At 44.6% G+C, this 21,500-nt stretch carries 20 protein-coding genes and 1 riboswitch; of the genes, 17 read left to right on the top strand and 3 right to left on the bottom strand.

The genetic code is table 11. The annotated features are described in order from the left end of the window. The first annotated feature begins 38 nt into the window (after positions 1–38). Positions 39–854: a protein kinase family protein gene (locus tag KZ483_RS20840; protein WP_220349462.1), complete on the top strand. Its 816-nt coding sequence runs from the start codon at positions 39–41 to the stop codon at positions 852–854. A gap of 284 nt (positions 855–1,138) precedes the next feature. Here KZ483_RS20840 and KZ483_RS20835 read toward each other — a convergent pair whose 3' ends face one another. Then, positions 1,139–4,105, bottom strand: a complete 2,967-nt coding sequence (locus KZ483_RS20835; protein ID WP_220349461.1) for a pectinesterase family protein — start codon at positions 4,103–4,105, stop codon at positions 1,139–1,141. A 423-nt stretch (positions 4,106–4,528) separates the two neighbouring features. On the opposite strand from KZ483_RS20835, the gene KZ483_RS20830 reads away from it, so the two are divergent. After that, positions 4,529–4,717: a hypothetical protein gene (locus KZ483_RS20830; RefSeq protein WP_220349460.1), complete on the top strand. Its 189-nt coding sequence runs from the start codon at positions 4,529–4,531 to the stop codon at positions 4,715–4,717. Positions 4,718–5,044: 327 nt separating this feature from the next. Here KZ483_RS20830 and KZ483_RS20825 read toward each other — a convergent pair whose 3' ends face one another. Next, positions 5,045–5,500 carry a MaoC family dehydratase gene (locus KZ483_RS20825; RefSeq protein WP_220349459.1) on the bottom strand — a complete coding sequence of 152 codons (456 nt, stop codon included), beginning with the start codon at positions 5,498–5,500 and terminating at the stop codon, positions 5,045–5,047. A 254-nt stretch (positions 5,501–5,754) separates the two neighbouring features. Continuing rightward, positions 5,755–5,847, top strand: a riboswitch (cyclic di-GMP riboswitch). Positions 5,848–5,990: 143 nt separating this feature from the next. Here KZ483_RS20825 and KZ483_RS20820 point away from each other — a divergent pair. From KZ483_RS20820 to KZ483_RS20750, 15 genes are all read left to right on the top strand, one after another. Next, entirely contained in the window at positions 5,991–6,761 is a 771-nt protein-coding gene (locus KZ483_RS20820; RefSeq protein ID WP_220349458.1) for a hypothetical protein, read from the top strand. Positions 6,762–6,804: 43 nt separating this feature from the next. Next, positions 6,805–8,493: a pyridoxal phosphate-dependent decarboxylase family protein gene (locus KZ483_RS20815; protein ID WP_220349457.1), complete on the top strand. Its 1,689-nt coding sequence runs from the start codon at positions 6,805–6,807 to the stop codon at positions 8,491–8,493. 25 nt (positions 8,494–8,518) lie between these two features. Continuing rightward, positions 8,519–8,743, top strand: coding sequence for an acyl carrier protein (locus tag KZ483_RS20810; protein WP_220349456.1), 225 nt, complete (start codon positions 8,519–8,521; stop codon positions 8,741–8,743). A gap of 1 nt (position 8,744) precedes the next feature. Continuing rightward, positions 8,745–9,992, top strand: coding sequence for an ANL family adenylate-forming protein (locus KZ483_RS20805; protein ID WP_220349455.1), 1,248 nt, complete (start codon positions 8,745–8,747; stop codon positions 9,990–9,992). Next, entirely contained in the window at positions 9,989–10,714 is a 726-nt protein-coding gene (locus KZ483_RS20800) for an SDR family NAD(P)-dependent oxidoreductase (protein WP_220349454.1), read from the top strand. Before KZ483_RS20805 ends, KZ483_RS20800 begins: the two co-directional genes overlap by 4 nt. Positions 10,715–10,845: 131 nt before the next feature. Continuing rightward, complete coding sequence (locus KZ483_RS20795; protein ID WP_220349453.1) at positions 10,846–11,070, top strand: aldehyde dehydrogenase family protein; 225 nt, start codon at positions 10,846–10,848, stop codon at positions 11,068–11,070. A gap of 518 nt (positions 11,071–11,588) precedes the next feature. Then, the gene (locus KZ483_RS20790) at positions 11,589–12,494 is read left to right on the top strand and encodes a GNAT family N-acetyltransferase (RefSeq protein ID WP_220349452.1); all 906 of its coding nucleotides are present in this window, start codon (positions 11,589–11,591) and stop codon (positions 12,492–12,494) included. A 31-nt stretch (positions 12,495–12,525) separates the two neighbouring features. Further along, positions 12,526–13,227: a carbon-nitrogen hydrolase family protein gene (locus KZ483_RS20785; RefSeq protein ID WP_220353585.1), complete on the top strand. Its 702-nt coding sequence runs from the start codon at positions 12,526–12,528 to the stop codon at positions 13,225–13,227. After that, positions 13,205–13,366, top strand: coding sequence for a hypothetical protein (locus tag KZ483_RS20780; RefSeq protein WP_220349451.1), 162 nt, complete (start codon positions 13,205–13,207; stop codon positions 13,364–13,366). Before KZ483_RS20785 ends, KZ483_RS20780 begins: the two co-directional genes overlap by 23 nt. 187 nt (positions 13,367–13,553) lie before the next feature. After that, complete coding sequence (locus KZ483_RS20775; RefSeq protein ID WP_220349450.1) at positions 13,554–14,060, top strand: PepSY domain-containing protein; 507 nt, start codon at positions 13,554–13,556, stop codon at positions 14,058–14,060. Positions 14,061–14,802: 742 nt separating this feature from the next. After that, the gene (locus KZ483_RS20770) at positions 14,803–14,988 is read left to right on the top strand and encodes a GyrI-like domain-containing protein (protein WP_220353584.1); all 186 of its coding nucleotides are present in this window, start codon (positions 14,803–14,805) and stop codon (positions 14,986–14,988) included. Between the two features lie 259 nt (positions 14,989–15,247). Continuing rightward, complete coding sequence (locus KZ483_RS20765; protein WP_220349449.1) at positions 15,248–15,910, top strand: carboxylesterase family protein; 663 nt, start codon at positions 15,248–15,250, stop codon at positions 15,908–15,910. A 403-nt stretch (positions 15,911–16,313) separates the two neighbouring features. Beyond that, a complete protein-coding gene (locus tag KZ483_RS20760; RefSeq protein WP_220349448.1) occupies positions 16,314–16,526 on the top strand; it encodes a hypothetical protein in 213 nt (70 codons plus the stop codon). Positions 16,527–16,604: 78 nt separating this feature from the next. Then, positions 16,605–16,823: a DUF6199 family natural product biosynthesis protein gene (locus KZ483_RS20755; RefSeq protein WP_220349447.1), complete on the top strand. Its 219-nt coding sequence runs from the start codon at positions 16,605–16,607 to the stop codon at positions 16,821–16,823. Positions 16,824–16,958: 135 nt separating this feature from the next. Next, a complete protein-coding gene (locus KZ483_RS20750; protein WP_220349446.1) occupies positions 16,959–17,519 on the top strand; it encodes a GNAT family N-acetyltransferase in 561 nt (186 codons plus the stop codon). A gap of 122 nt (positions 17,520–17,641) precedes the next feature. On the opposite strand, the gene KZ483_RS28705 is transcribed toward KZ483_RS20750, so the two are convergent. Continuing rightward, positions 17,642–20,956: an S-layer homology domain-containing protein gene (locus tag KZ483_RS28705; RefSeq protein WP_397376124.1), complete on the bottom strand. Its 3,315-nt coding sequence runs from the start codon at positions 20,954–20,956 to the stop codon at positions 17,642–17,644. Positions 20,957–21,500 lie beyond the last annotated feature (544 nt).

The raw sequence follows: 21,500 nt of genomic DNA, 5'->3' as shown, positions 1-21,500 counted from the left end.
TATGGTAATTTGTGTTAAGTTTTTTAGGGAGGTAGAAAATGATAACAAAAATAATCAATGGGGTATCATTTGAACTGAAAGAAGATTTTGATTTTGATTTCCTATCCGAATATGGCAGGGTCTTTACTGTCTTCTATAAGCAGGATTCGGGCTATCTATGCTTTGGAGTTCAGGACGAAAACAAAAAGCTATTCTTGAAAATGGCGGGCGCAGCAACTTTAGAAAGTAATGTAAGTATTGATGAAGCAATAAATCGACTTCAATCAACTGTATCAGTTTACGAAGATTTACGTCATCCCAAGCTCATTGATATGATTGAACACAAGGAGATAAAAGGGGGATATCTTACTGTCTTTGAATGGTTTGAAGGCGAATGTATGGGCAAACAGTATGGTTTTTTTGGTAAATTCATATCTTTGCCGCTCGAAGAAAAATTGGGTATTTACCAGGACATATTATTATTTCACAAACATGCAAACGAATGTGATTATATCGCTATTGATTTTTATGATGGTTGTATCATGTACGACTTTATTACAAAACGGACTATGATTTGCGACATTGAATTTTATCGTAAAAAACCCGTAGTAAATACATGGGGACGCATGTGGGGCTCAAGTAGGTATATGTCGCCTGAAGAGTTTCAACTAGGCACAGAGATTGATGAAAGGTCAAATGTTTTTTTAATGGGGGCTACCGCCTTTCAACTGATTGGAGGTGGAATTGATCGTTCATTTGATAAATGGCAAGCTACTGAGAGGCAATATTTGACTGCACTTAAAGCTGTCAATGCTGAAAAAGGGGATCGATATCAAACAATGAATGAATATTATGAAGCATGGAATAAGGCTTGAAAAACGAGTGTTACGCTAACGTTACAATAGTGAGGAGCTTGATTAGCGGCGGCTCCTTTTTGTTTGTTGAAATAATAGGGAGTATCGTCGAAGAAGGGAAAATCCTAAATTATGAAGAAGTATTTAACCTTGCGGCATTATAAAATGGTGGTCAACATGAAATATAAACTTAAACCATTGGCTTCGAAGTAATGATAACGGATTGTACCGGTAACAATAACATCCCGAAGCGTACAGACGCTGTCGGGATGTCCTTAACCCTGGAAGCAAACTTCAATAGCGTTTTACTTACTTGACTTCTCGCGGGGTACGGTTACAGTTGCCGAGGCCGTCGTCTTATTCCCCACTTTATCGGTTGCGGTGTATGTGATCGTGTAAACGCGTCCGGAACCGGTACCCGCTCGTTCTGCGCGCAGCATAAATGAAGTATCCGGAGTACCGTAATCTGCTCCTTGTATATCATTTGGCTGATCACCGTTGCCCAAGCCGTCGTCCGGTTCGTTGCTCGTTATGGAGATCAGCACGACCGAGTCGATCCCCGACATGCCATCCTCCGAATAGAGACTGGCATTTACGGTTTCCAACTGATGGTTCACCGGCACGAGCGTTGTCTTGTCAAGAACGACATGAAGCGTCGGCGCCGTCTTGTCAATGTTGTTTACTGATGCCACAACCGTTCCTGTATTGCCCGCCTTATCTATCAATTCAAACGTAAAGCTGCCATTTTGACTGAACGTATAGCTTGAAGCCCCGTTGTTATTGGTTATCGTCACTTGCTCATTGGGCTCGATCGTGGCAATAACATCCTGGTTCGTCATAGCTGCGGTACTATATTCCACCTTGGCTGTCGGAGCTGCGGTATCTACGGCTAATTTTCGATAAGCCCATTCCGACCAAGTCCCCCGGGTATCCATCGTCCGAACTCGGATGCTCCAGTTATAGTTATCCTGCATGGCGGGAGCTTTGTAGGACGTCTCGGTACCGAGCACTTGCCCGGTATCAATAGCGGTCGTCTGCCAATTGTCTATCGATCCTTGCACCTGATAAGCACGCTGTACGTCTCCGGCATCCGCATCGCTGAAGCTCCATGTGAAGGTCGGAGTGTTTACATTCAAATATTGCCCGTCCGTATAGGATGTCATGGTTGTAACCGGAGGCGTATTCTCGTAAACGACCTGCAAGGCAGCCGTTGCCGCCAGATTGCTCTGGATATCAACCGCTTTAACGGTGATGATATTATTGCCCGGCTCCAGCGCCACCGTTGCTCTGAAAGTAAGGTCGGTTGCCACAGCAATGTCCTGACCGTTTACGGACACTGCAGCTGCTTTATCCACTCGTCCCGATACGGTAACCGAAGAGGTTTTCACGGTTTCCGGCAGTGGGTCGAGTGTTACTACAGGAGCGGATGCGTCTGTTAACGGAATGATGCTGGTGCGCAGCGGGTTCCAGTTGTCAGTTCCTCTTAATACGTTTTGTACCGTGTGCTGACTTGCTTCCTCCGGTGTAAGCTGTTTCGACCAGCCTACACGCGCTTTCGGATTCGCACCCGGTCCCCGGCTGTTATACTCGGAGTATCTGGCCGTTTTCTCTTTAGTCGCATCGCCCCAGTTATTCCAGCCGGAAGATGCGATCGACGAGTCGATCATCGAGTCGATAAAAGCCACTGCAGCGTGCGGACGCCACGGTCTTCCAAAGTAGACGTTATTTACCCCCGGCTCGGAGGTGATCCTCGAATTTTTAAAGACATATCCGTAGGTTGTAGTCTCCGGCGTACTTGCCGCGGTTATATAACCGCCTCTCAGTCGATTGCTGTGCAACTCATTGTTTTCGAAGAACGCGGTCGCCGGACCGTAAATGAAATCAACGTCGCCTTCGATATAACAGTCTTTGAAATAGTGCCGTTTATCAATGTAGATCGTATCCTGGAAGCCGAGGAAACGGACATTTTTGTATACACTGCGGTCCCCGGTTAGAAAACCGGCGAGCGCCTGACCGGTGCCTTGACCGGAGTCGTTCTGGATGGTCATGTTTTCGGCCGAAAAATCTTTTCCTTGCACGAGGGCCGTGACCGTTTCGGTCGTACTATACGGCGTACCGTCAGGTTTCTTAGAATTTACGTTAAGATGGTAGACGAGAATCGTTCCGGTTGCGCTTTCGCCGACAAGGCTTACATACGGCTTGTTTGACGGTACGACAATTTGCTCTCGATAGACGCCGTTGCGAATATAAATAACGGTCCTTTTGGTGTTATTGGTTGGAACCGCATTCAATGCCGCTTGAATCGTTGAAAATTCACCCGTTCCATCTTTCGCAACGACCAAAACATCCGCAGGGGTGACAGCGATCGGTTCGGAATGATAGCTTTCCCCATGTTCGTTTACCGCTGAAATCACATAGTCGTAGGTTACGCCATTGACAAGGCCCGCGTCCTGATAGCTTGTCCCGGGTATACCGGTCTTAATCGTCTCGTATTGACCGCTGCCGAATGGACCACGTTTGACGGTATACGATACCGCTCCGCTGACCTCTCGCCAGGTCAATATGACCTGGGCATCGCCGGCAACAGCTTGAATGCTGTCCGGAATTGCAGGCGCTTCGCTCGGCACAGGGACTACCTGAACGGATGCAGAATTGGCGCTTGCAGTTGCCGGGCTTTCGGCCGATACGACATAGTAATACCTGGTGCCGTTGCTTACCGTTGAATCTGTATATTGGAGATCTGTTACACCCGAAACAACCGTCTCATAGTTTCGGCCATCTTCCGTACTGCGCTTCACATCGTAAGTTAAAGCTCCAGCAACCTGGTTCCAGCGGATCGTAACCTGACCGTCGCCGCTTATAGCCGTCAAACCGGTTGGAGCGTCGAGCGGCGCCATCGGTACAACGTCGGCAGCGGTAGATGGCGCGCTTTCCCCTATATTTACGGATGTGACCTGATAATAGTATCTAGTACCGTTGTCCAGTCCGAAATCACGGTACTTGGTATCTAGTACATCGGCAATTTTGGTGTAGGGGCCTGCAGGATCGGTGCTCCGGTAAAGCCTGTATGCGATTACCGGATACCCTTCAACCGGCGGATTCCAGGTCAAATCTGCTTGGCTGTTTCTGGGCTTGGCCGTAAGATTGGTCGGTACGCCGGACAGACTCGAAATATCTTCGGCAAACGCTACACTCGAAGCCCTGGGGTTTCCGATCTGAATCCATGAAAGCAATAACAGCAAAGATACAATAGCCAAAATACTTTTTCTCATAAAGCTCCTCCTAATTAATAGTCATCATGTCGAATACAAGAAATCCGTACTTTACAACGTATATAGGTCAGCCTCCCGTCCATTTGTAATCGCTTTCATTTTAACAAAATGAATAGAAGCGATGTTGATTCTGCTTGTTCACTTTGTCCTATAAATTTGCTGTTTTTGTTCAGGTTCGTAGACAGATCATGGAACATGACACTCTATTACCTCTATTCTGGTTGTTTCTTTGTATATAAGGTTTTTATTTCTTCGTATCCCGCTAGAGGGGTAGAATCACGAGCATAGCCTTTCGCCCAGTTCGGGAATTGTGCATCGTCCCCGAACTCGGTTCCCGAGCTAGCCGCATCATTCCCCAGCCTCTCATCAGCATCGTGACCATTTCTGCCCGGCTGATCTTCTCGTTTGGGAGTAGAAGTCGCATTGCGTACAGCATCGGAACGCCAGGATGTAAGGGCGGTAGTAGCGGTCAGTCCTTTTGTGGGATGGGACGAGATCGACCGCATTCCGGATATTCAGGCGCCCACTCTGTTTCTGCAAGGAACTGGGAATAAAAAGAACGACATGAAAGCTGCTAAGAAGAACGTCAAGTTAGTGCTGTGGGGTTTGTGAAAAAGCCAGTGTTGAACAGCAAAAGTTTCTCAGCTCAATCATCTCGGAAATTCGAGGCTCTTGAGCAGGAGTCGCAAAACAATCAGGCATAAGGTATGGATAATTCAACCAACCTAAATAAGGCTGCCGTGGGGCTTAATCGGCAGACTTATCCGCAAACGGGCATCATGCCTATTATGAAGAAAAACGAGGTTTGAGAAACAAAAAGGCTTCCTTTAATATCAGTTGATACCGGCTTTCCTTCCTCTTGGGATCATTCGGATCGTTTGTATCTTGAAGTCTCTTTCGTACTTTTTCGTCATGTTCGACACCTCGAATGGATTTGACTCAGTTTGACTTTTGCGACCCATGGATCTCTTTTCGTATGAGCAGGTTGACTTTACCTATAACGACAAGGTGATGCTCTTGATTGTATGCCGTGAACTGGACCGTTACGATACCGTAGTTTGCATCGCCCCGATCCTGCATTTCTGCAATTCTGAACGAAGGTGTCAGGATGCTGCCCGCATAGACCGGAGCAACCCACTGCACTTTGCTCAACTCAGAGCCGCCGAAACAATCTCGCTCCAACTGGAAAAGCTTTATTCCTTCCCGTAGAATCAAGGCAACCATATGAATGCCGGAGGCAATCAAGTCTTGGTAGATCGTTGATCTTGCATACTCGTCGTCATGGTGTACGTGAATGGGATCATAGGATTGTACATAAGATAGGATTTCATCACGGGTAACCTCAAATGGTTGTGCCTGCATCTTAAGTCCCACATTAAAATCGTGAAATTTCATTTTGATTCCCCCATGGATTGTATCTAGTAATTCTTTCTGTGAAAGTTATTGGCACATAAAAGACCTCCGTCTATCGGAAGTATAACAGTCGTAACCTAGCGAATTTATTGTCACTATAAACTATCATTTCAACAGATGCAACAAAAACAAAAAAGAAGGACTTATGAATTGTTTTTGATAAAATAATATAAAAGGCCTATATTAAAACAAAAAAATATCTTGTAAATTTACAATATACGACAAAACATATTTTCGTACGATAATGGCAAACCCGCTGAAAAGTGGCGACGCAAAACTACAGGGGCTAAGGTGGATAAGTACATCCAAGATGCCAGCCAGTTGCCGAATACGACGGGAGCCTCCGTCTATTCATCTCTATGATGCCAGACAGGAGGTTTTTGTGCTGCAACAAATGTACATGAAAAAGAAGAAGAGAGGCAGATCAAACGGGCATCAGCGTATTTATTGAGGCTTCGAGGGAGGTTATTCAATGACGAGTATTTTCAAAGAGAATCAGGCCGACATTACTCGCGGTGCAAATCTTGAAGGGGCTAGTGAAGCACAAAACAACTTTGTATACGAGGTGCTGCCGGAATCTGACAAGGAGTTGGTGTCCGAGACCGCTGAATGTCTTGCAGATACTTTTACTGGGATTCAAGTTGGTGATGCTTTTATTGTTGAACCGTTAACAAAAGCATTACGACTATCAAAGGAAACTTTATTTGAATTCATCTTTGAACATTTAAAAATGACCGCGAAGCAAGGCTTGACAATTATTGCAAGAGATAAGAAAACAGGAAAGGTAGTAGGGGCTACCGCTGCAGAATCATACGATCCCGATGACATGACTCCTCCGTTTGAAGGGAAATTCGAGCCAATCAATAACATAATGAACATATTGGATTTCCTGGATCGCAAATATGTTCATTTTCTTCAGTCGACAACCGGAAAGAAAGTTCAAAAAGACGAACATATCCATCTGTTCATGTGTGGCGTTAGATTAGAGAAGAATAAAAAATATGTCGCTATAGAGATGAAGAAATTATTGGAGAGAATCGGTAAGGAGAAGGGATATAAATCCATTTTTACAGACGCAACAAATTTCCGCTCCCAAAAGTTAAGTGACCTGCTGAACTATACGGTTCCTTTGGATGAAGAAGGCAACCCTATTGTTTATACATATGCCAAGGACCCATTGTTTAAAAACATTCCGGGTCATACAAGTCACTCCTGCAAACTTTACTACAAAATGTTGGATTAATCAGGAGACACGGCGTGTAATGACAACCGGAAGGAGCGGGAACATGAAAGAAATTCAAGCTTTGTTTCCAAGCGAGGATGGAAATAGGGAAAGCCGAAACGTGCTGCTTTCTCTTATAACAAAAATGATCGAAGAGATTGATTCGCACAAAAATCCAAGTACAACCTCACTAGGACAGCTCAGTTATCGAACCAATAATTATTATCAGCAAATCGTCGAGGAAAGCATTGCTCCATTACAAGGTATCGGACTCGACAATGTTCTACAACAACTCCTTCGGCTGGTCCCAGGGCATCCCTATCAATCGAGAAACTACCTTAATAATGCATTGCCGCTGGCAAGTATCCCGGGTATTATCGGGTATCTTCTGACTGTTATTTTAAACGGCAACAATATCTATGATGTGGCAGGTCCCGCGGGTGCGGAAGCAGAGGTAAAGGTAGTCGCCATGATGTCCAAGTTGGCAGGATATGACCACAAACAGAGCTGGGGGTACTCGACGTGGGGCGGACAGGGAGCTGTATTTTCCGGACTGCGATTAGCTATCGCCAAGCAATATCCAAGAGCGAAAGAGGATGGAATTCCGGGAAACCTGTATTGTTTTGCCTCTGAAACTGCGCACTATAGCCTTCTAAAATCGGTGGAAGCGACGGGTATAGGCAGCAGCCGCCTGATCACTGTAAAATGCAAGTCCGATCATTCCATGGATGAAATGGACCTGAAAGAAAAAATGGAGGAAGTCATCAAAAGTGGCGGAGTTCCGGTCTATATCGTTGCGACAGCCGGAACTACAGATTCCTTCGGTGTTGACGATATTAAAGAGATCAAGCGTACTTCTGACGAAATTACGCAAAAATATGGGCAAAAGCCGGTTCATATTCATGCTGATTCCGCGATGGGAGGATTTTATTGTTTATTCAACCATTATGATTTCGAGATAAATCGTTTAGGGTTTGAAGAGAATGTAATAGAGGAATTAATGTCCATCAGAGAAAGGATGCAGCATTTACATATAGCTGACAGCCTTTGCTTTGACTTCCATAAGCTCGGTCAAACGCCTTATGCAACCAGCCTGTTCCTTGTAAAAAATGGCCAGTGCCTTCATTTGTTGGATTTGAAGGAATGGGATACTCCGTATGTGGGCAATCGAGGATATGGATCCTATCATACCGGCTTTACGCTTGAATGCTCGAGAATGGCAAGCTCGATTGCCATGTATGCCGCGCTGCTCGGGTTTGGTGTTTCAGGGTATCAACAGCTTCTGGCCAACTATGTGCATGTTAACCTGGTCTTTAGGAAAAAATTGCTCGATCGTTTTTCAAATGTAGCGGTTACTAACGATAAAAATCCCGGGCCGGTCACCATGTTCCGTTTTTACCCAAATGGGAGATCGGAATGGAAACGGGAGCTGGACGGACTGGCTGCCGGAGAACAAATCCGGGCGACAAACGAGTGGAACAGACTTTTGTTTGAAAGGCTGGGGAAGCACCGGGACAAAGTATTTTTCGGTGATACCACGAGACAGTGCCTTGTGAACATCTTGGATAGTCCAGATAGACAACCTGTGGCGGCAATAAAATTTTTCTCGATCTCCCCATTTACCACTGTCGAGGTGTTGGATGACATTATCATGTTCCTTAGCGGCATCGTGAACGAATCAAGTATGTACGGCCTTAGGGCAGAATCCGGACGGATACAAGGTGATGAACGCCTTGCGGCTACCGTAAATTAATCAAAAATGAAGGAGGCAGAACGACATGGAGCGGTTACTAACGATCATTAACGAGATGTTGACGGAATCGGGTAAGGATACTGTCACTGAGCTGGAAGACTCCTTGCGCCTTCGAGAGGACCTCGGCATGGATTCCTTGAAATTAGCCGAGTTAACGGTGAGAGTAGAGGAAGAATTTGATGTCGACATTTTCGACGACGGGATCGTTTCTACGGTCGGAGAAGTGCTCTCCAAGATTGAAGGTCGCTGATATGGAAAAAATATTTTTGGCGACCAACGTAGCGGAGTATAGCTACAGCAGGCTGATCGAAGATTTGAATGCCAAGGGCGATTATTCCGTTTATGTTTATGTTAAATACAATCACCCGTATAAGATATTTTTATCGATTATACATAGTTTAATTTATAAATACTCTATTGAAATTTTGGATGGCGATTTCTCTGCCCAAGAGCTGCAGGCGCTCGGGATTGACCCGAATCGTTTGGAGATTACCCGACCAGTGGAGAAACGACTGCATATCGACTCTTTGGATACATTATTGGACCGGGTAAAAGACCAGGACACATGGACCCTGACCTTATATACATCCGGCACCACCGGAAGGCCCAAGAAGGTTAGTCATCATTTAAAGACGTTAATACGGAATGTAAGATGCAGCGGGAAATACAGCAATAATGTATGGGCGTTTGCGTATAATCCAACCCATATGGCAGGGCTGCAGGTATTCTTCCAAGCATTATGGAATCACAACACGATCATTTATGCCTTTGGCGGTGAGCAGCGCAATTTACCATCATTGCTGCAGGAGTATGAAATTACGCATATATCGGCTACCTCGACATTTTATAGAAACGCCATCCCTTTTATGAAAGGGAGAGAATTTCCACAAGTGAGAAGAATCACGTTTGGAGGGGAAAAGTACGATTCCGGCTTGGAACAACAAATCAAGTCTATCTTTACCAACGCAGAAATAAGAAATGTATATGCATCGACAGAGACGGGCAGTTTGTTTGTTTCCAAGGGCAATCTCTTTCAAATACCCGATTCCATTAGAGAGCAGATAAGGATCAGTGAGAGGAACGAGCTGTTCATTCATTGTTCCTTGCTGGGTCAATCCGATTCCTTCTCATTGGAGGGGGAATGGTTTAATACAGGTGATCTTGTTGAACAGATAGACGAATGTTTATTTAAGTTCACTTCACGGAAGTCTGAATTAATCAACGTCGGCGGATATAAAGTAAACCCGGTTGAAGTCGAAAATATATTACTGAAAGTACCGGGCGTGATTGATTTGCTTGTAAAGGGCAGAGAGAATCGGGTAACCGGTCAAATTCTGGTCGCCGACGTGGTTAAATCTGCGAACGCTGATGACCAAGATCTGAAAAGGTCCATCAAACATTATGCCGCTTCCTGTTTGCAGGAGTGGAAGGTCCCCAGGCTTATAAATTTTGTGGATTCACTTCCAAGAACCCGCACCGGAAAGAAGGTAAGAAAATGAAGTGGATTATCGTCACAGGCGATTCCAAAGGTCTGGGGAAAGAGATATCGTTTCAGATTCTGACGGAAACGGACTATGGAGTAATAGGGCTGAGCCGCTCCGGCGAGGAGTCCGTTCAAGATTTAATCGCGGCATATCCGGCCCGATTTAAACATATCTCTTATGATTTGGCGAATGCTGATGATGTTAAACAGCTGTATGTCGATCAAATCCGCAAAATAGGCCCCATCCAAGGGTTGGTTAATAATTCAGCATTGGCCTACGACGATATCGTATCCAATCTGAATGTGGATCGCTTACAGCTTATGTATCAAGTTAATGTCTTCTCGGCCATGAACTTAACGAAGTATGCGATAAGAGATATGCTGCTGAACAAGACGCAAGGTTCGATCGTTCACATCTCTTCCGTGAGTGCTCACACGGGTTATAAAGGATTGAGCATGTACGCTTCAACGAAAGGAGCAATGGAGGCCTTCTCGAAGAATGTCGCAAGAGAATGGGGGGGCGTGGGAATTCGCTCGAATTGTGTTGTACCCGGATTTATGGAAACATCGATGAGCGCCTCCCTGTCGATTGAACAAAAGGAGCGCATTTACCAGCGCACTTCATTGAAAAGAGAAACGGATGTTGCGAGCGCAGCAAGCACGGTATTATTCCTGCTGACGGATAAAGCGCGGTCCATTACGGGCTCTGTCATTCATGTGGATAATGGAACGATCTGATGCATAATACAAAGAAGCAGAATTTATAACGGTTGATGTGCACCCCTTGGAGTAGACATTGGAAAACCACTTGGTTAATCCGATGAAACAGGGGGTGCATTTTTATTAGTAGTGGAAGGGAAATCGCTGTTTTGTATACTAAGAAGGATAGAGTATTCATTCGTTTTATTAGCAGGGGAGCCGTATTTTATATACCGGAAAGCAAAATGATGTGCGAAGAAGCGTTCAGACCTGTCGTGAATATAATCAGCTATGATTCCGTAGAAGAATTGGTTCTACTTGTGAATGCGAGCAAATACGGGCTGCAATCTTCCAATTCCAGAGCCGACAGCATGCCGTACTATGAGTGCCATTAAAACCATAGAGCCGTGGCCAATCGAAAATGAATATGAAATGGAAGGTTAAGTAAAAGCGAGTTAGACGATAACATAAATATAGTTAGTTTGGGGAAAGTCTTACCACCACATGCGAGTTGTAACAACTCCATGTGGTTTCTTTTTGTCTTGTTAGTGGCCCCATCCAAGTGTCGAATGGAGCGGGCGCTAAGCTCAATGAAAGTTAATCCTCATTAGCCCTGTATGATATTTTTATAAATGACTTGTACGCACGTGAGATCGTTGTCTCAACCAGCCGCAAACATGTTTCTACAAGAGGGCGGAACAAATTAGCATACGGGATTCATGGTCCCCTCGGCAGTCACGTTCGACCCTGGCTACCCGTTTAGTAAACCTCTTAATTACAAAGAGGCCAGAAAATACTGGCTGACCTCATAATACGATCGGGCAGTATAGTTTAATTGAAACTTTACCAAATATAGAGGGAGTCTACTGTTATAATCTTGTTATATGTTGGTAACGAGTTAAGGGGGTCAGAAATGTCAGTTGGATCATACATTCTGGATGAAGAGTTTGAGATAGTAAAAGCAAACCATAGAGAATTCGCTATACACTACACAACATATCGAGAAAACATTTTTTTCAGACAAAGCTGGGAAAGAAGATTATCTATTTTCGATAAAGATACCCCTTGTTACTGGATTACACTTAAGAAACAGCGGATCGGTGGAGTTTGCATTGAACCCAATTCATTGTCCTCATTTTTCTTAGTACCACCGTTTAGTGATATATACCAGGTGTCATTAAAATTAAAACGGCTTCTGTTACAAAATTCAGATCGAAGCAAACCAATTTATGTATATGGAATATTACCCTATCAAACAGAACATTTTTTGCGTTTAGGCTTCTTACCCTTTGAGATACGGCGTGTAATGGTAAGACCAACCGAATTATTTGAATCACAGGATTGGGAAGAACATTTTTTTGTAACAACCCCGACTTTGGAGCAATTAGATAAAATTGCTCAGTTCTTTTTTGAATCTTATTCGGGTACTGATAGTATTGGATTTCCCGGGGATAATTCGATTAATCAACAGAAGTTAAATCTCGAATATTACTTTGCACACAATAAAGCAGATATATTGAAAGCGGCATCAAGCATCGTGTTTGATAAGTCTAATGGCGAAATGATTGCAGTCTGCTTAGTATCATTATGGGAAGACCTGCCGTTAATATCAGATATTGCAGTACTTCCCCGATATCGTGGAAAACGAATAGCAACTAAGTTATTAAAAAAGGCATTAACTGTGTTGAACGAAGAGTATGAAATTCTTCGTCTGTTTGTGACCATAGGGAACTCGGCAGAATCTTTATACTACAATCTTGGTTTTTATCCTGGACTAGAGCAAACTACTTTTCACTTGCCGTGCAAACCAGGTAGATGATTCAACTAATGGAATTACGAGAACTTAATAAATTGCTATAAAGATTGCTCTAGCACAGTGTTCTTCGATTGACGGGAATATTAAAGAAAACGTTAATAGAGCTTATGAGATGATTGAAGAAGCTGGAAAAAATAATGTTGATATTATCATGTTTCCCGAAAAGTATCTGACCGGATATGTACCAGAAATAGTAAAATCAAATTTAACTGAAAATACGATTTTAATTAATGATGTGAGGATTCAAAAGTTGCGTCAAGCATGCGAAAAGTATGGTATTTGGTCCATAATCGGAACCCCTGTAAAAAGTGGTGAAGATGTTTTCATATCTTCAATTATTATAGATTCAAATGGAAAAGAAGTAGGAGTGTATGATAAGTCTCATTTATTTCAAACGGAAAAAGAAATATTTTCAACCAACAATGAGCAGATCATAATTAAACTTAAAGGGTGGAATATTGGAATGGGGATTTGCTATGATGCAGGTTTCCCTGAACATTCTCGTATTTTAGCACAAAATGGCTGTCATTTATATATGGGCAGCTCTCTTTTTAGCAAAGGAATGGGGTACAAAGAGTCACGAGTGTGGTTTCCTGCCCGAGCTCTAGATAATACAATATTCACCGCGATGTGCAATCATGTTGGAAAAACAGGGGTTTGGGATGCGTGTGGGCATAGCGGTATATGGAACCCTCTAGGTGATAATATTATTGATGGACTCTCCAGAAGAAGTTGAATTGTTGATAGCTGAATTAGATCCTGCTCTTCTTAATCAAGCTAGAGAGGGTGAACAAATGCTTGCTGATTCGCTTGATATAAATAAAGAACATTATTTTATCAAGACTATTACAGGTAACTATAATGCAATTGAATGAAGCAAAAAAATGGATTAGAAAGTTCAGAGATAATTCCGACTCAATAGTGTGCTTGCAAGCGTCCCGATTGGACGTTACGATCTTTGTCACGCGACTCTAACCGGATTTTAATCTTAATCTCCTCGAATTCTCAGTATCATTGTTTACAATGATCTTGCGTTAAAAAAATTCCGAGGAGGAACAACGAATGAATAAGAAAAGTATGACTCTGTCGGCTGTACTGGCCGCTACGCTTGTCGCAGGAGGATTGGCCGGCGCGGCCCTGCTGCCCACGGTGAAAGCATCAGCGGTCTCTTCGGCCGTAACGCAATCGTCCACAGACAACGACAAGGAAGTCGCCGATGACCAGCAGGGTCAGACCGATAATGACAAGGAAGTCGCCGACGACCAGCAAGGTCAGGCTGATAATGACAAGGAAGTCGCCGATGACCAGCAAGGTCAAACCGGCAATGACAAGGAAGTCGCCGACGACCAGCAGGGCCAGGCTGATGGCAGCATGAAAGCGGCCGTCATTACGAAAGAACAAAGTATCGCGATCGCCAAGAAACAATTTTCCGGTCAAGTGCAGGCCGTCAAAAAGGAACTCGAAAACGGCACACCGGTTTACAACATTACGATGAAAGATTTGTCCGGCAGCGAAAAAGAGATCAATATCGACGCTACAACAGGGAAGATCATCCCCGAGAACGACTAAGGATTCACACGGAGTTATGATGGATGGCCTAAGCATAAAAATTGCTTAGGTCTTTTCCTATCGTTGAACCACCTATCCGATTCTCGGGGGCTCAATAAAAGATTGATAACAACCGGCCTGATAAGAAGCCGGAATGAAGCTCAATACTGGCCTCACCAATATGAAGGATTAGAGAAGAATTAGGAAAAGTGCCGCCAGGCAAATCATCTGTTGCAAACTGTATGGGTGAAGTCTTTGGATCTGGAGCAACTGAGGATTAAACGCGCTTCATCATAGGTAGCCTAGTTGTTGAAGGTGGGAAGAGTTTGACGCTTACGTGAGAGTAGTTGTTTTTTTCACACGCAGGTGGCAATGCAAATTTTTGTAGAGATCTGTACAATATTTGAGCTCAGATATTGAGTGTATCATCATTCAGTATCCAGGAAGACAAGAAAGACTTCTGGAGGATATGGTTAATAATATTGATGATTATGCTGATATGGTGACAAAGCTTTTAAGTTTAATTGTTGATGGAGGCAAACGAACCATTTTATAAAGTTCCGGTCCCAATATATGGTATTCAAGCAACTGAAGATTCTGAGGTTAGGACTAGTGACATGCAAATATGGTCTTTATTAACCGAAAAAAGAATTAACCTAGTCCAATTCGCTGGAAATCATTTTTATATGTAAGACTAATGGAGGGAATCAGCTAATTATTTACAAAATTTATGTAATTAGGATGGAATAATAACTTTGAGTTAATATCAGAGCTGTTTACATGGGATCAATTTAACGATTCCATCGAGACGTTATACCGCCGCTTTTATTCGGAATGGCTGCCAACGGCGGGATATGAGCAGGCCGATGGGATGGAATTCGAAGTTTATGGCGGCAGAAATGGCCTTAACTACGTTGAACTGTGGTTCGCTGTAAATAAAGTCTCCTAAAACCTGAGCCGTATGGAACCCTTTATAATCTTAATATGCAACCGCCGAATATTGTTATCAATGCAGAAGGTATGGCAAGAAACAGAATCAGGGTCATAAAAATTAAGAAAGCCGTTTTAGTTCAGAAAGATTGCGTAATGGAGAACGGTAGCTTCAAAACAGCAGGTTACCGGCATCATGTAGCCAGTTGAACAAAAAAGAGTCATGTTAAAATTGCTAAAGCTCATCGGGTTCCGAGATAAAGTAGGGGGATGTAAGAATGTCAGTTACAAACCATATGTTTAAAAAAGATACACCTATACACGTAAGTCTGAACTATCAATTGTTTTTACCACATGATATTGAATCTAAAAATGACAAAAAATATCCATTAATTCTTTTCCTACATGGTATTAAAAAACGTGGCGAGGATATTAGTTTGTTAAATAACTACGGGCTTACTTGGATTGCCGAAAGTAAACCGGACTTCCCATTTATTGTGGTTACTCCACAATGTCCAACCGATTCAAATTGGGTACAAGAATATCAGCAGGTGTTAGCTTTGATTGATGAAATAATTACGAATCATCCTATTGATTCTGAAAGGATATATTTAACTGGATTTAGCATGGGTGGAAACGGAACATGGGATTTTGCTTCAAGGTCACCAGAGCTTTTTTCTGCCATAGTTCCAATTTCAGGGTGGTTTGAACCCGATAAGGCTATGCTGCTTAAGGATGTACCAATATGGGCTTTTCATTGTGTGGACGACGATGTTGTCCACGTTTCGGGAACAGAAGATATGGATAAGGCTTTAACAAGTATCGAAGGAAATGTGAAAGTTACTTATTATTCCGGGTTCAAACACGACCATAAAGTAATGCACGAAACATACAACAATACTGAATTGTATAATTGGCTACTGAATCAAAAGAAAAGATAATCGCGTTTATATAGTTTCAATTTGCCGAATGGAAGCGGAGAAATAGCAAGAACAACAGGAACAATAACACTTATTCGCACACAGGCCATGGAGCAATAAATACGACAAGACAATATGTTACGTAGAACGAGTGAAATAAAAGTAATTGACAGGAGCAGGCGCCGCGGCGACCTGCTCCTGATTCGTTGAAGGAATGGGCACGAGGCGTGGTTGCACCCTATGTATATGGACCTCTTAGTTACATAGAACCAGGATAATAAGTATGGCAGTCTATATGCTAACAAAAATTTCATCTGGTGCCTGTTAAATCAAATATGAGAGTGGTAAGATCAGAGCCATCTGACGGCATTGGACCGATAGTAGGGATAGGAATTACAAAGAATCCTTAAAGGGGTAGATGCGAATGAATACCGAGGTACTTCTACCTACCGCAGTAATAATAATAATAATGACGTTAGTTTATTTTAATGTAAGGGCATCTGGAAGATACAATAACAATCTTCCGATAATCACAGCTAAAGCTTATATTATTAAAAAAAGGATTGAGAGATGGAGTGGAGGTACAAACGCTCCCCTATTATTGAATACTATATTGACGTTGATATCGAAGGAATAAAGCACGAGATCAAAGTTCCTAGATTTGAGGACTATGAAAATTTGGTGCCAGAGGTATTACCATTTGGGAGGGAAATAGATGCACGATAAAGTGATATGGTCTCTAGGTTTTTTGATATTCATAGTGTGGGGAGCGGTAATTATTGTTTTCCCTGAATTTATGTATAAAACAACTGCTACAAATACATTGAAAAAAAAACCTTCAAGAGCAGCTGTTTTGCGGTTTAAAATTGGCGGATATGTAATGTTATCAGTAGGATTTATTCTAGTCGGACTGACATGGTTAGGCTGGCTTTGAAGGCATTCACAAAACCTTTGTCGAATTGTCATCAGTAAACACTTAAATAATGCTTTGTAACTAAGGGTTAGATGGATAGATCCCATATAATCAATGAGCATTAAACTCTCTCGACTCTGAAAGTGGTGAAGATCATTGGACGCTTTTGAGTACCGTGTCACCGACGAATGGGATGAAGCCCGCTGGACAGCAGCGGAGTGCATCTACGAGCAAGCCTTTCCCCTTCACGGCAGGAAAAGCGGTGACATCATTCGCGGCATGTTTGAAAAGCGTATGTGCCAGCTGCATACAATCTCCCAGGGTTCAGAAATTGTTGGGATGGCGTTGACAGGGATCGATCATCGAGCTGAAGCTCTGATAATCGATTATATAGCAGTTCGTAAGGATGTACGAGGCACTGGGCACGGTAGACATTTGCTGGACCTTATCAAGCAATGGGCGCAAACGGTTGCGGAATGCAAAGGGATCATTGTCGAAGTGGAATCCGAACCGACGGTAGAAAATAGACAGCGAATCCACTTCTGGGAAACAAACGGCTTCCATCTCACTGCTTATGTTCATCAATACATTTGGGTTCCGGAACCCTATCAGGCGATGTATTTGAATTTCGACGAGCGTAATCGGCTGCCTGAAGATGGGAAGATACTGTTTCGCAGCATTACTCGATTTCATCAAAAAGCGTATCATCGCTCGTAGGAAGAGTCCCATACTGGTGCCTGATCATTGGTTGCTTAAAATCAAAACCTTCTTTAATTCCCTTGATTTCGGAGAATTAAAGAAGGTTTTTAATGCTTTACGATTTGTGCATTTCTATATACTTAGTCATTCATGCCTTGAAGGAACACCGTCAGCAGCTTCGCGGCTTCCGCTCTCGTTGCACCGCCCTGCGGGTCAAACTGCTGATTGCCTTTGCCGGAAACGATCCCCGCTTTGTACAAGGCGCTGACTGCATCGGCCGCCCATGCGCTGATGAGGTGCTGGTCGGCAAAGCTTGCAGTGCCGGCATCGGCAGGCAATTGGTAGCCTGTCAGATCGGCAAACCTATTCAGCATGACGCACATTTCCTCGCGGCTGATTCGGGCATTCGGCCGGAACTGCATATTCGAATTTCCTTTGACAACATTCTTTTCTGCGGCCCACGCTGCATAAGGCATATACCAGTCGCTTGCTTTGACGTCTCTAAATGCTGAAGACGGATAGACAGATACGTCGGCATTGGCGATACCCGCCAGCATTTTGACGAATTCGGCTCGCGTGATGTCCGCATTGGGGGAGAACATGCTGCTGCCGGTACCGGATGCGATACCATGCGAAGCCAAGTAAGTAATATAGCTGTCAGCCCAATGGTTGGATGTGTCGCTGAAGTTGGCATTGTTGTAGCTTACGGCATAGGTGCTCAGATGGTCGGTGATGAGATACATCTGTCCATCACGCTGGTAGCCCGATACCGGGAGAATATAAGGCATTCCGCTTGGATCGATATAGCTGATGACAAGCGCATTTATGTCTTCTCCTTGCTCCGGTTTGTATGGAATGCGAATCTTGATGCTGCTTCCGTCAAAGCTGGTGATGTCAGCAGTTCCTGATTGGATTGTAAATTCCAGCGCAGGCCTTGTGCCGATCAGCCTTTTTGCTTCGGATGCGAAACCATCCTTACTAGCTGCAGCCATCTCAATACGGATCGCGTCTCCCGAAGTTTTCTCCAACGAATCGAGTACGGCCTTGTTAAGTGTCAGGCTGCCAAACTGAGTCACGATCTCCACTTCCGCCGCTTTGCTGTCGGACAGCTTGACAATCGCATTTTTGGACAGTATCAGTCCCGCAGCTTTCGCATTTTCAACGGTTTTGACTTTAAGCTCCGCGATGATGTTTTCTCCGGTCAGGGAGTTTACTTTATTCAACAAGTCATTTAACTGTGAATCTTGTACTTCCGCAATCGCCCTTCCATTGGAGTCGGCAGTTGCAGCTATCGATACGCTTTGCTTATTCTGGTTGCCGACGGCTGGCAAAGGCTCCGTTTCCGGTTCGGGCTTGGAGTCCGGTTTCTGGCCGGACGAAGGCGGATAATAGGTGACGTTCGATGCCGTGAACAAGGTTGCGTTCAATGGACCGCTTTGGTTCCCCGCAAGGTCGTTCGCTGTGACAGAGAAGGAGTAGGAAGTGCCCGCAGAGAGTCCGGTCACACTATATGTTGATCCGGTTACTGTGCCAAGCATCGTACTGCCTTGGTATACGTTGTAGCTGTCTACCCCTACGTTGTCTGCCGCAGCAGGCCAGTTCAAGGTAAGGCTCGTTTGGCCAATATTCGAACCTGTCAAGCTTGCGCCTGCAGTCCAGCTCGGCGCTGCTTCGTCTACCGCTAACTGGATGCGATCAGACTGATAAATAAGCTTCACTTTGAACTGGCTGGGCAAACCTGCCGTTTCAACGGAAGAGAATTGTCCGGTCCGTTGATCTTTGCCATGGGTCATGATTGTGATGACGCTGTTGGCAAGCACATATTGATCCGCAAAATTAAGACGCAATTTACCGTTCGCATTTACCGCCCCTTTAATTTCAAGCAGATCATTCGTACTGCCAAGGTTCAGCTCAAGTGTACCGCCTGCAGCTTGCGTGTAGTTCCCGCCGATCATCATCTTGCCGGAAACATGTTCAACCAGGGTACCCTCATTAACTGCAACGTCGCCGGTTCCAAATGCCGCACTCGAATCGCCCTCGAGTGTGCCTTCGTTAATCTGTGTGCCTCCGGAATACGTGTTGCTGCCCTGCAGCATTAGTGTACCCGATCCCTCTTTGGTCAGTTTTCCTATACCGGAAATATCGTTCCGCCAGCGATCGAGCGCGTGGAAGCCGCCTTTGTCAGCGTCCATGGTCACTGTGATGTCATTGTCAAATGCGCCGTACCCGTCCGCGGCAGCAAAGAGATTCAGCCGCCCCCAGCCCTCAGGGTCATCCAGCAGCGGATAGCCTGAAGGAAGGCCGGTAGTGGCTAGAACCGCACGGCGTTGTGTGCCGTCCAGATAAGGCAGACGGGTTTCCAGCAGAACCTCGGCTCCCTTAGGAACCACCATCGGTTTCGTCGTTGAGGAAATCGGATCGAAGTCATAGGTCAATCGCTTGGTGAAGTCTTCTTTGTTCTTCGCATAATCGCTGAACCGATCCTCCGCCGTACCGGTTTGCGTTAACAATTTCGTGTGTGCTTCATCATAAGCAGCCTGCTTAATCGCGGCATTGTCCGGATCAGCCAGGATGGCGGCCGAGAGGGCCGTTGCCATGACACGTCCTCCCATGACATCCAGCGGAGAATGATGTCCGGCTACAATACGGCTCTGTCCCATCTCTGAGGCCCGGGTAAGCAGCTCCTGGAACCGTTCGGGTGTAGAGTAAGCCATTGCAATCCCGGCCAGATACGAAGCATTGGTGTGTCCGCTGGGAAAGCCGCCATCAGTGGCCGGATTGGAGCTGATTCTGGGAATCAAGGTAGGCACGACGACGGAATTATCTTTCAGCCAGCGAAAAGGGCGAGGATAGCTGTAAAAACTTTTAGCCGGATTCGTTGAAGAATAGTTGCCGCGCAACGTTCTCACCAGGGTGACGATCTTGCCAAGCTCGGAATTCTTATCACCGGCGCCGGTTCCCGCATCATTATAGGTTTTCGTCGTTGCATCAGCCGGAATATCGATGATCGTCGTTGTCGCTCCCGCCTTCGTGCGATACACATCGGCGAGTGTTCCGAGACCTTCGATGACGCCATAGCTTTGATCTCTGCGGTCATCGTAATAGGCCATCGCTTCCTCGGCGGCAGTTCGACTGTAAGCAGCGTCAACGACCGTCTGAATGTTGGCGTCCAGCACACTGCTGTTTAATTTCGTCCCGGTATCCCATGAAGTTCCGGGAGCATAGAGCTCGAGGAACTGGGACAGAACCCCGATCGTCGGGTTTGAATATACCGCGTTATTAACGGTCGTATTATTCTTGTAAGTATCAATAAAGTGCCCCCAGGCCGGCGCTGACGGCAGATCTACTGTCGATGCTGCCGGTGCTGCAGCGGCTGATGTTGTGTAATTACCAAGACAAGTACTTAGGATCAATAACATCACTAACATAGCTGGTAAGTTTCTTTTGAAATTCATACTCGATTAGCTTCCTCTCTATGTTTACTTCGTTATTAAAATCCGCTAGTATGTATGCTATAGTGTCGCTGCTTCCTTTGTACGTATTTTTGGTACTGGAGCGCGCTTGTGAAATATTCCCCGCTGTTCAGAGTAAGCGTTGCCGCCGGTTACGCCATTTCAACGTTGATCCGTTTGCATAGGACATAGACACACAGCGTCTAAATCGCCTTCCACCTCTTAGTGTGACAGATAATAGAAATCCTCTTGTACATTCACCGGTTCATAAGGAGTTTCAGCATTCTCTTCCATCACCCTTCCGAATTCAATATTTCAACTACGATATTAATCTAGCATCCGGTTATAAGCGCCTCAATATAACAATTTCCACATGATATAAATATCGTACGGTCTATGAAGCCGGACATTGATTCGGGCTGGTTCCTGGGCACATTATGCGTGGAATCGGTATGATTTTGGCTCCGCCAATACGATGTGTTAAGTTTTGATTAACCCGAAAACATGTCCAGCCTATACTGTATAATTTGGAATTGGAGGAGGGGGA

This window comes from Paenibacillus sp. sptzw28 (assembly GCF_019550795.1).
Classification (GTDB): domain Bacteria; phylum Bacillota; class Bacilli; order Paenibacillales; family Paenibacillaceae; genus Paenibacillus_Z.
This window is presented reverse-complemented; position numbering and strand designations above follow the sequence as displayed.